At 59.1% G+C, this 10149-nt stretch carries 11 protein-coding genes; 4 read left to right on the top strand and 7 right to left on the bottom strand.

Going from position 1 to position 10149, the window contains the following annotated elements; translation table 11 throughout:
* The coding region (locus N6L27_RS21810; RefSeq protein WP_271909537.1) for a GMC family oxidoreductase at positions 1-845 on the bottom strand (845 nt) is incomplete at its 3' end.
* A gap of 104 nt (positions 846-949) precedes the next feature.
* Here N6L27_RS21810 and N6L27_RS21805 point away from each other — a divergent pair.
* The 4 genes from N6L27_RS21805 to N6L27_RS21790 all read left to right on the top strand — a co-directional run bounded on the left by N6L27_RS21805 (position 950) and on the right by N6L27_RS21790 (position 5094).
* Positions 950-2182 (top strand): TRAP transporter substrate-binding protein, encoded by a 1233-nt coding sequence (locus N6L27_RS21805; RefSeq protein WP_271909536.1) that lies wholly within the window; start codon positions 950-952, stop codon positions 2180-2182.
* 101 nt (positions 2183-2283) lie between these two features.
* Positions 2284-2952 (top strand): TRAP transporter small permease, encoded by a 669-nt coding sequence (locus N6L27_RS21800; RefSeq protein ID WP_271909535.1) that lies wholly within the window; start codon positions 2284-2286, stop codon positions 2950-2952.
* Positions 2952-4310, top strand: coding sequence for a TRAP transporter large permease (locus N6L27_RS21795; RefSeq protein ID WP_271909534.1), 1359 nt, complete (start codon positions 2952-2954; stop codon positions 4308-4310). The genes N6L27_RS21800 and N6L27_RS21795 overlap by 1 nt, the downstream gene beginning before the upstream one ends.
* Before the next feature lie 13 nt (positions 4311-4323).
* Positions 4324-5094 carry an IclR family transcriptional regulator gene (locus N6L27_RS21790; protein WP_271909533.1) on the top strand — a complete coding sequence of 257 codons (771 nt, stop codon included), beginning with the start codon at positions 4324-4326 and terminating at the stop codon, positions 5092-5094.
* A 27-nt stretch (positions 5095-5121) separates the two neighbouring features.
* On the opposite strand, the gene N6L27_RS21785 is transcribed toward N6L27_RS21790, so the two are convergent.
* The 6 genes from N6L27_RS21785 to N6L27_RS21760 all read right to left on the bottom strand — a co-directional run bounded on the left by N6L27_RS21785 (position 5122) and on the right by N6L27_RS21760 (position 10055).
* Positions 5122-6144: an IS30 family transposase gene (locus N6L27_RS21785; protein ID WP_271909532.1), complete on the bottom strand. Its 1023-nt coding sequence runs from the start codon at positions 6142-6144 to the stop codon at positions 5122-5124.
* Between the two features lie 167 nt (positions 6145-6311).
* Positions 6312-7673 carry an ISNCY family transposase gene (locus N6L27_RS21780; RefSeq protein WP_271909531.1) on the bottom strand — a complete coding sequence of 454 codons (1362 nt, stop codon included), beginning with the start codon at positions 7671-7673 and terminating at the stop codon, positions 6312-6314.
* A gap of 142 nt (positions 7674-7815) precedes the next feature.
* Complete coding sequence (locus tag N6L27_RS21775; protein ID WP_271909530.1) at positions 7816-8250, bottom strand: hypothetical protein; 435 nt, start codon at positions 8248-8250, stop codon at positions 7816-7818.
* Positions 8251-8290: 40 nt separating this feature from the next.
* Complete coding sequence (locus N6L27_RS21770) at positions 8291-8722, bottom strand: hypothetical protein (RefSeq protein WP_271909529.1); 432 nt, start codon at positions 8720-8722, stop codon at positions 8291-8293.
* 207 nt (positions 8723-8929) lie between these two features.
* A complete protein-coding gene (locus tag N6L27_RS21765; RefSeq protein ID WP_271909528.1) occupies positions 8930-9784 on the bottom strand; it encodes a DsbA family protein in 855 nt (284 codons plus the stop codon).
* A complete protein-coding gene (locus N6L27_RS21760) occupies positions 9726-10055 on the bottom strand; it encodes a hypothetical protein (protein ID WP_271909527.1) in 330 nt (109 codons plus the stop codon). Before N6L27_RS21760 ends, N6L27_RS21765 begins: the two co-directional genes overlap by 59 nt.
* Positions 10056-10149 lie beyond the last annotated feature (94 nt).

Below are 10149 nucleotides of genomic sequence, written 5' to 3'. Positions count from 1 at the left end.
AGTGGTTCGATACCATTGGTCTGCAACTGGTCAGCCGGGCCGATACCTGACAGCATCAAGGTTTGCGGCGAATTGATAGCGCCGCCGGACAGTATCACTTCCCTGCGGGCCGTAATAGTGTGGTGCTGGCCTGCTTTGTCAAGATAGCTGACGCCTGTCACCCGGCGCCCGTCTAGATTTATCTTTTCGACGAGGGCATTTGTGATGATCTGAAGATTAGGCCGGTTCCGCGCAGGCTTAAGGAAGGCGACTGCCGCACTGCAGCGCCGACCGTTGCGGGTGGTGAGCTGGAAGTAGCCGACGCCTTCTTGATCCGCTCCGTTGTAATCGGGGTTAAACGGGTATCCCGCCTCTTGCGCGGCTGCCACCCAAGCGTCGCAGATCGGGCGCTGGATGCGCATGTTCGAGACCGCCAGCGGGCCGCCTGTGCCGTGGAATTCATCCGCGCCGCGTTCCTGATCTTCGGAGCGCTTAAAGAGCGGCAATACATCATCCCAGCCCCAGCCTTCGTTGCCCATCTGGCGCCAGCGGTCGTAGTCCTCCTTCTGGCCGCGGACATATAATAGTCCGTTCAACGAGGAAGACCCTCCTAAAACCTTGCCTCGCGGCCAATCAATAGAGCGGCCATTGAGACCCGGATCCGGTTCAGTCCTGTAGCACCAGTCCACTGCCGGGTTGTGCATGGTTTTGAAATAGCCGACCGGAATATGAATCCAGGGGTTCGTGTCACGTCCTCCGGCTTCCAGCAGAACCACCTTGTTTTGCGGGTTTGCACTTAGCCGATTGGCGACAACACAGCCGGAAGACCCAGCGCCGATGACGATGAAATCCGCGTCCAAATCCATTCCTCCCGAACACTCAATGAAAAAACTTCTATACAGGATGTGTAAATTGGTCTAGCGTTTTTTGATACGAAACGTCTCAATAATTGATCTTAGGGAGGAGAATTATGGGGCTGACTAACAAATTGGGCCGTATTTCGCGGCGGGATCTGTTCCGGGTGGCAGGGACTTATGGGATGAGCTCGACCCTTCTGGCCGCTGGGAGCTTTGGTGGCGCGATGAGCCTGGCGAATCTCGCGTCCGCTGCGGAATCAACCTATGAAAAACGCTATGCAAAACCCGCCAAGCACACGCTGAAGTTCGGTGCCTCGGGCTTCAACGCGCGCAACCTGCTGATTGAACGCGCCGGCGCGCTGGAGTTCGCCCGCGATCTGGAGGCCCGCACTGACGGCGAGATCCGGATCGAGTTCATCGGCGACAACCAGATCTGCGGCCAGCTGAGCTGCGTCGAGAAAACGCAGCAGGGCATTGTCGATATCTATGCCGCTTCAACCCAGAACTCGGCCGGGGGCGCACCCTACCTGAACGTGTTGGACTACGCCTTCATGTTCCCGGGCCGCGCCTCGCAGTATCATTTCCTGTATCATCCCAAGAGCCAGGAAATCCTGCGCGACCCGCTGGAGAAGCGCCACGGGCTGAAGTTCCTGTTCAGCCACTGCGAACTGCGCGGCATCCAGCTGGGCCTGAAATACAAGGACCAGCCCACCATCACCAAGCTGGAGCAGCTATTCGGCACTAAGAACCGCGTCACCGGCACCCAACTGGGCCGGATCGCGATGAACGCGCTGAACCTGAATCCGGTGCCGGTGGCCTGGGAAGAGACTCTCGACGGACTGAAGCAGGGTCTGATCGACGGCGCTGAAACCTGGGCCTCCGCAGTGGCCTATGCCAACATGGCGCCCGTGGTTTCGCAGTCGGTCGATCTCAAGTTCTTCTGCGGCACTGAGCACACTTCGATGTCGGCCAAGGTCTTCGACGGCCTCGAAGGCTATCTGCAGGACGCGGTGATGGAGAGTGCGTATTGGGCGCAGGCCCATGTGCAGGCGGCAAACGAGGCCGCGCTGGTCAAAACCGTCGGTTTCTCCGACCCGCAGCTGCCGGGAACGGTGTTTGCAGAACACGGAGTACGCCCGGCCTTCCTGCCGGATAGCGAGATCCGCATGGCCGAGGAAATGTGCTCGCCCGAGTTCCAGCCGCAGCTGTGGGAGCAGTGGCGTGACCGGCTGAACAAGTGGGCCGGCGGCATCGACACCTATCAGGAAATCTACAACATCGCCCGCGAAGTCGACAAAGACATGAAGCCTGAAAACGTGGAACCGCGCCGCTGGTGGAAGGGCTGACAAAGGCCTGAACAAAGAGCATGGGGCCGGCGCCAGATTGCGCCGGCTTGTTTGCCCGGCAGGATCCGGCAGGATCACAGGGGCAATGAGGGGAGGAACAAATGCAGCTTTGGCCGGATATCGCCGCCATTTTCAGCGCCTTCGCGTCCCAGGACAGCTGGGAAATCCGCAATGCCCTGGAAAGCAATGCCGCCTGGGTGCTGGGCACCGCCGCCGCCGCGCTCGGCGGCCTTCTGGTGATGCTGGTCTACAGGCTGGTGCCGCTGCTGGACCGCCACCTGGAGCGCACGATCATGGTGTGGAGCTACCTAGCGATTGCCTTCATCATCTTCTGGGGGGTGATCGACCGCTTCGTGTTCAAGAACCAGCAGCCCTGGTCCACCACCATTCCTCCGCTCTTGTTCATGATCATGGCCTGGTTCGGGGCGGCCTTTAACGTGCGGCTGCGCACGCATCTAAGTTTTTCTGAGTTCCGCACCATCATGCCCCGCTGGGCGCAGATGGGTTGCCTCACTCTGGATGCGGTGCTGTGGTTCGGCTTTGCCGTGATCGTTTTTGTCACCACCACCCGGCTGACCGCGCTGTCGGCCTCCAACTTCCAGATCGTACTGGGCACCGACAGCGTGCTGCAATGGTGGTTCCTGATCACCGCTCCGATGTCCTTTGTCCTGATGATCGCCCGGGTTTTTGAAAACCTGGCCGACGACATCCGCAACTACAGCAGCGGCGCGCCGCTGATCAAACAGGCCGTGATCGGAGGAGACGTGTAATGGATACGGGAACCTGGGTCACGCTGATCTCGATTGGGGTCACCTTCCTGTTCATGCTCGGGGTGCCGGTGCTGCTGGTGATCGGCTATTGGGTTATCGGCTGCTCCTTTGTGCTGGGGCTGACGCTCGACAATATGGGTGCCGAGCTGCTGAACGTCTTCAACAAGGGCTTTGCGCTCTTGGCGATGCCGCTGTTCATTCTGACCGGAGACCTGATCAACCAATCCGGCATCGCCCGGCGTTTGTCCGATTTTGCCTATGCCTGTCTAGGCTGGATGCGCGGCGGGCTGGCGATGGCGTCGCTCGGCGCCTGCGGGTTATTCGCTGCCATTTCAGGGTCTAACTCCGCGACAACAGCCACTATCGGCTCGATGCTGCACCCCGAAATGGTTAAGGGCGGCTATGATGAGCGCTTCTCGGCCGCCACCGCCGCCGCGGGTGGCACTGTTGGCATCATCATCCCGCCCTCGATCATCTTTATTGTCTACGGCTTCCTGATGAACCTGCCAATCTCGGACCTGTTTGTGGCCGGCATCCTGCCGGGCGCAATGATGGTCATCGGAATGCAGCTTGCCTGCTGGATCATCTGCTACCGCAACGGCTGGGGCTTCCTGATCCCGCTGCAGCTGACCCGGGTGCTGAAAACCGCATTCGGCGCCTGGCTCGGTTTCTTTGCCATCGGCTTGGTGCTGTGGGGCATCTACACCGGCAAATTCTCCCCGACTGAGGCCGCAGGCGTCACCGTCGGCTTCTGCGTTATCGCAGGCGTCCTGTCCTGGGTGGTAACTAAAATCACAGGTGCCCAGACGGACAAAACCTGGGAGGAGAAATCCTTTGCCGAGATGCTGGTGGTCGAAGGCTTCACCATCCCGCAGATCCCCTCGATCGTGGTGCGTTCGGCCCAGATTACCGGGATCCTGGCGCCGCTGATTGCAATCTCGGTGGTGATGCAGCAGATCCTGTCGCTCCTCGGGGCGCAGCAGGCGATCGGCGGGTTTGTTACCTCAATGGGTGGCTACCATGCGGTGCTGTTCACCTCGATGGTGATCGTGTTCTTCTCCGGCATGGTGCTGGAAAGCCTGCCTGTCACCATCATCCTTGCTCCGATCCTGGCGCCCATAGCGGCCTCTGTCGGGGTCGATCCGATCCACTTTTCGGTGATCTTCCTGGTCGGCGCCTCCATCGGCTTCATTACACCGCCTTACGGGTTGAATCTCTACGTCGCCTCAGGTGTGACCGGTGTTCCGTATTTCCGCCTGCTCCGCTATACGGTTCCTTACCTTGCAGCCCTGATCGGGGTCTGGGTACTGGTCTCCCTGGTTCCTGACTTCGCGCTGGTGCTGCTGCCCAACAAGTAGCGATGAGGCGGCGATGGCAGCGGATGCGCCGGAAAAGAAAGAGGGGCAAATCCCCACCAACCTGCGCCTTCTGGTGCTGCTGGAGGAGGTTGTCCGCCGCGGCGTAGCAGTTAAACCAGCAGAGATGATTGATGCCATGGGCTTGCCCAAGCCTACTGTGCATCGGCTGATGCAAACCGCCGAGGGTGAAGGCTTTTTGCAGCGTGATCTTGATGGCCGGGCCTACTGGCCCGGCCCGCGGCTTCGCATGCTGGCGCTTAACATCATGTCCTCTGAACATCTCCGCACTGCCCGCCTCACCGTTCTAAAGAGCGTCGCAGAGGAACTGGGTGAAACCTGCAACCTCGCTACTCCTGACCGGGAAGGAATGATCTATCTGGATCGGGTGGAAACCAAGTGGCCTCTGCGCATCCAGCTTCCGATTGGTACTCAGGTGCCGTTTCATTGTACCGCCAGCGGTAAGATGTATCTCTCAACCCTGAAACCCAGCTCGCTGGCTGCCGTTTTGCGCACCCACCCTTTGGAGGCGGAAACCGGACGGACCCGCACAGATCCCGACGCGCTCAGCGCGGAACTGGCGGCAATTGCCGCGTGCGGCTATTCCACTGATGATGAGGAATTCATTGCCGGAATGGTGGCTGTCGCTGTCCCTCTACGGGATACCCGCAACCGGCTAATAGCAACTCTGTCCATTCATGCGCCCGTTCAGCGACGCTGCTTGCAGGAGATGATTTGCTTTCTGCCCTCGTTGCAAAAAGCCGCTAAGGAACTAGAAAAACTGTGAGTGTGAGCGATACCTGAACCGCGACTCCTATTCTCTTTGAGGGTAGGGGCGTTGGCCCATCTCTTCCATCATCTTTTCGCGAAACACCTCGGCCGGTGTCTTCCAACCGAGACATTTTCTGGGTGTCGCGTTGAGGCGGTCGCAGATCATTTTCAATTCATGATCTGAGACTTTCGTGATGTCGCGCTTCCTTGGCAGCCATCTTCGGGCGCGGCGATTGGTGTTTTCAACGGTGCCTTTCTGCCAAGGCGAAGACGGATCGCAGAACCAGGTTTGCGTCCCGATCTCGGCCTGCAGGTGCGGCCAGCTGACGAACTCGGTGCCGCGGTCGAAGAAGATTGAACGGCGCGCGATATGGGGCAGGTCGGGGACCGCTTTCATGATCTTGTACATCACTGGCTTTGTGCGTTTGTCCGGGTTCTTCAAAAGCACGGTGAACCGGCTGACGCGCTCGACCAGCGAGGTCACGTTCGACTGACCAAAGCGTTGTTTGAACAAGACAAGATCAGCCTCCCAGTGACCAAACTGGCGGCGGTGCGCGACATCATCCGGGCGGAACAGGATGCTGACATCACGGTCAAACTTCGGTTTTTGGCGCTTTCTGGCACGACGTGGACGACGCACTTTTCGGTGCTCGGGCAGGTACCACCAAAGCTCCTGGTTCATGCCCTCCTTGGAGTAGATGTAGCGGTAAATCGTCTCCTGGCAGACGCGTAGCTTAAGACCTTCATAGATCATCCGGTTGCCGATCTGCTCGGGTGTCCAGCCTTGCTTGATACGCGCGACCACGGTCTTGCACAGGTCTGGATGCGGGATCAGCTTGCGCTGCGCCGACCGGCGTTTGTCTGTCCGCAACTGAGCGGCATGACCGAAGTAGCCCGCGTACTTTTTTGGGAACGCATCATCGGCCCAGAAGTTACGTTTGATCTCGCGATGGATGGTCGATTTCGAACGCTTCAGAACCCGCGCCATCTCTCGGACGGGAACCTTTGCGTGCCACCAATCCTCGATTCTGCGGCGTTCACGCAAATCCAGCTCTGTGTGGGCCATTTGACATTCTCCTTGCTTTCCAGCAAGATAGGGGAATTGTCGCAACCCATTCTAGAATCCACCCGACCACAGCGCTTGTAAACCCCATTCAGAAATGTCACCGGCTGCGCAAAGCAGGAATGTCACCCAAGACGCCGGCGGGAGCGCAGCCTGACAGGGCGCAGACCTCAAATATTGGAGCCCTGGCTGGCTGCGCGGGTAGCCTTGGCCTTGCGGTCTGCCAGAGCATTCCAGCCGTCGTTGCGCCTTCCCGACGGCTGATAGCGCGTGCGCTTTTTCCCGGCGCGGCGAGTCTTCGGCGGAGCCTTTTCCTGTTCGGCCTTGATGAATTCCAGCACGGCGCTGAGGCGCTTGTTCTCCGTAATGGCAGCATGGGTGACGCGCTGATCCTTGTCGAAAGCCGAGTAGGTGAGCTGGATCCCTTTCCAGCGGAACTCCAGCCGCCCGTCCGCGAATTCGTAACTGTCCACGTATTTGCCTGGCAGCCCGCGGGTCACTTCGTTCTCTTCGAGGATGATCCGCTTCCGGTCGTAGGAAAACGCCAGCTGACGGCTGACATAGCGCTCATCGCGGAAACACAGGATATCCCGCAGCCGGTCCGGCTCGGCGTTCAGGGGCCGGTGCAGATTGTCCAGCCGGGCTGGCGGCTTGGCGAACTTAGCGTTGGACCGTTCCATGAAACCGGAAAGGAACGCATTGGCAGTCTCTATGTCAGAGATGCCGGCCAGCCGCAGCTCCTTTACCAGCCGGTCCTGCAATGTGCGGTTGGCGCGTTCCACGCGACCCTTCGCCTGGCTTGAGTTGGCGCAGAGGATCTCGATATTCATCTCATTCAGAGCCCGGCTGAACTGGGTCATCCCATAGCCGGACTTCGCCGCCTGGTTGGGCACTCGGAATACGGTGTGCTTGTCCGAATAGAAGGCCACCGGGCGGCCGTGTTTGAGCAGATAGTGCTCCAATGCCTCAAAGTAGCTGAACGTGCTTTCGGATTGCACAATCCGAAGTTCCATCAGCGTGCTGGTTGCATCATCGATAAACACCAGCAGAGTGCAGCGCGGGCCGCGGTCTTCGAACCAGTGATGGTCTGAACCGTCGATCTGGATCAGCTCGCCAAAGCATTCCCGGCGCAGCCGCGGCTGATGGAATGTCCGGCGTTGTTTGCGGGACAGCCAGAGGCCATCCTCGGTCATCCATTTGCGCACTGTCTCACGCGACACTTTGAAACCATGGTGCTCTGCCAGCATCTCAGCTGCCAGCGTCGGCCCGAAGTCCGCATAGTTCTCCCGGATCAAAGTCAGAGCAAAATCACGCTTGGCACGATGGATGCAGTTGTTCGGGGGTTTGCCGCGCGCCTTGTGCCGGATCGCTGCGGCGCCTTCGGTCCGGTACCGCTTCAGCAGCCGGAACACCTGGCGGCGCGTCAGCCCCAGCATGTTCGCTCCATTCGCAACCGTCAGCCGTCCGTCATCGATCTGTGCCAAAACCTCCACGCGGTTCAGTTCGCGCTCGCTCATCGTTACCCATCCCATGTCTGCTCCCGCTGCCTTATGCGAGGAGAGTGACACTTCTGCTTTGCTGATGGGTGACATTACTGCTTTGCGGCTACAGCGCTCAGCGTCATAATCCGATTTATGTTAAGTAGGTCAGATTATCTGACCCAAATCCCGCCTGCTATGAGTGCGGCTGGCTGATGCAGTATTGCCGGTAGGCAGCGGCTTCCTCACCTTTGACCAGGGCCGGTTCCCAGCCTTTCGCAGGATCATAGACACGCATGGTCATGAGAGCGTTTCGCGGCGGCTCGTATGTTCCGAAGCGGTTCTTGGCGGTGAACCGGGCGCAGACGAAGAAATCCTTTTCCGGGAACGGAAAGAGGACGGCCGCATAGCGAACAGGCCCCACGCTCACATCCTTGGCGGTGTCGCCTTCAGGAACATTTGCAACCAGCCATTGCCGCAGAGCCGCCATGCTCTGGGACTTAGCAGGCCCACCAGCCGGAACGGGCTGCTCGAAGGTGACTGCGTGTTTGTCCGGCACAGAGCCGTCATTCAGACAGCCGGAAAGCGCCGTTGCGGCGAAGATAACGGGGATAAAGTGCTTGAGTTTCATGCTCGTGGTTTCCTTTTTTCCGGGGGACTGTTGCGAGGCTTCAGCAGCCGTTGGCGAGTTTGACGCGCTCCAGGAGCGCGCTGCGTTCTGCGATCGCTAGCACCGTATTGTAGGTTTGGGTGTCAGGGCCGCCTGATCCGCGCACGCCGCTGGCCGCGGTGCCGGCCACAGCGGTGGCTGTGCCCACGTTGGAAATTGACTGGGCGGATCCCGCGTTGGCGATGGCACTGGCACCGAGGACGGACAAACCCGCCTCCATGAGGCCGCCGGTCAGGTTGGCTTTGCGCTCCCGTTTCCGTTCGGCTTTGTTGATCGCCTCGCTGCGCGCGTAGAGCGTGTCCAACTCTTCCTGAACCTCGCTGCAGCTCATGGCGAGATCCTTTTCCGAAGGCTGGGCTTGGGCCGCGCGCTGGACGCCTGCCATAGATTGCAGCCCCATGATGTTGGCAGAGGTCTGGGAGGTGTTTCCCATGCACCCGGACAGGCCCATCAGGCCCGCAACTGCAATTGCTCGCTTGATCGTTTTCACTGGAAAATCCCTTCTCGAAATGTACGGCCCGTCTTTACTCATGGGCCTTTTTGCGTAACCTGATTGTCAGCGGCGGGCTTTGTTATGCCCGGCTGTGGGCCTCATCCTTTGCTGAGGTATTGCTGCCATGGCCCGCCGCTGACACTTCCCTCAGTTCGCGGCAGTTTCACCAGTTCCCTGTGCGTTGGTGATTGCCTGAAGGCGGTCCGCCGGGGCCGCTCCACGGATGATGCCGCCGGGGCCGACGAAGTACGGGGTGCCGGTAGCTCCGAGGGCTTCAGCCATACGCTTCGCTTTCTCCAAGTCTTCCGCGCCAACCCCTTCTTGCACAGCTGCGGCAATTTCTTCTGGATCATGCCCCAGCTCCGCCAGCGTTCGGATCGTGGTGGCCGCATTGGCCTTGCCTTGAACCGACATCATGGCGTCGGAAAATTCGCGGTAGGCGTCCACGCCCTTCAGCGCTTTCAAAGCCAGCGCCGCCTTTGCGGTGAAAGTCGACTCCTTGCCAAGGACAGGGGTTTCCATGAGCACCAGCTGCAGGTCCGGCATGGTTTCCTTCAGAGAGGCGACAACGGGGTGTGCCCGGCGGCAATACCCGCAGTTGTAGTCCTGAAACTCAACCAGGATCGGCTTTTCCGGATCGAGCCCTTCAAACAGCTCGCCCGCCACCTTGGCGATCAGTTCCTGGTCTTTCACGGTTTTAGCGGCTTCCTCCTTTGCTTCAAGCAAAGCAAATACTTCCAGGATGATGTCCGGATTGCGAAGAAGAGCGTCACGCACGCGCTGATCAAACTCGGAATCGGTCTGCGGCGTTTCAGCTGCGGCAGGGGCTCCGAGGAGGGAAAGACCCACCGCTGCCGCCAAAACTGCCTTGCCCCATGTTTTGTTGCTCAATTTCATCGTGTTCTTCCTGGCTGTTTCTAAGGTTCGTATTGCTTGATCGTGTTCAGAAATGGTCTGCCGGGCTGTCTCTGGTCGTTTCGGTCGATGCCAAAGTGCCGTCATCGAGACCAAACACAGGCAAAGTATGCAGAGCCACAAATGCAGCTCCGGAACCTGGGACAGAAATCATAAGCTTGGAGAACTCGAAGTAGACAAGATCACCCGCTATCTTCTGAAAGGCTGCAGGAAATTGGGCGCGAAAAGTGTCCTGTGCTCGCTCGTTGAACTCCTGACGGGGCTGCGGCGTTTCAGCGGCAGCAGGGGTCCCGACTAGGGTAAAACCCACTGCTGACGCCAGAACAGCCTTGCCCCATGTTGTGTTGCTCAAAATCATTGACCGTTTCCTTTCTGTTCTTTGAATTGCTGCGGTTTCATTGCCTGTTTAGGAGTGTTTTGCTATGCTTGTTCGCCTTAAGGGAGAAGCCCCT

Source organism: Leisingera sp. SS27 (genome assembly GCF_028368855.1).
Classification (GTDB): domain Bacteria; phylum Pseudomonadota; class Alphaproteobacteria; order Rhodobacterales; family Rhodobacteraceae; genus Leisingera.
Note: the sequence above shows the minus strand (reverse complement) of the source record. Positions and strands in the feature narration are given on the sequence as shown.

What these genes read in the sequence shown, in the direction of transcription:
- N6L27_RS21805 (WP_271909536.1), top strand. Translation starts at nt 950, where the DNA reads ATGGGGCTGACTAACAAATTGGGCCGTATTTCGCGGCGGGATCTGTTC.
- N6L27_RS21800 (WP_271909535.1), top strand. Translation starts at nt 2,284, where the DNA reads ATGCAGCTTTGGCCGGATATCGCCGCCATTTTCAGCGCCTTCGCGTCC.
- N6L27_RS21795 (WP_271909534.1), top strand. Translation starts at nt 2,952, where the DNA reads ATGGATACGGGAACCTGGGTCACGCTGATCTCGATTGGGGTCACCTTC.
- N6L27_RS21790 (WP_271909533.1), top strand. Translation starts at nt 4,324, where the DNA reads ATGGCAGCGGATGCGCCGGAAAAGAAAGAGGGGCAAATCCCCACCAAC.
- N6L27_RS21785 (WP_271909532.1), bottom strand. Translation starts at nt 6,144, where the DNA reads ATGGCCCACACAGAGCTGGATTTGCGTGAACGCCGCAGAATCGAGGAT.
- N6L27_RS21780 (WP_271909531.1), bottom strand. Translation starts at nt 7,673, where the DNA reads ATGGGATGGGTAACGATGAGCGAGCGCGAACTGAACCGCGTGGAGGTT.
- N6L27_RS21775 (WP_271909530.1), bottom strand. Translation starts at nt 8,250, where the DNA reads ATGAAACTCAAGCACTTTATCCCCGTTATCTTCGCCGCAACGGCGCTT.
- N6L27_RS21770 (WP_271909529.1), bottom strand. Translation starts at nt 8,722, where the DNA reads ATGGGAAACACCTCCCAGACCTCTGCCAACATCATGGGGCTGCAATCT.
- N6L27_RS21765 (WP_271909528.1), bottom strand. Translation starts at nt 9,784, where the DNA reads ATGACGGCACTTTGGCATCGACCGAAACGACCAGAGACAGCCCGGCAG.
- N6L27_RS21760 (WP_271909527.1), bottom strand. Translation starts at nt 10,055, where the DNA reads ATGATTTTGAGCAACACAACATGGGGCAAGGCTGTTCTGGCGTCAGCA.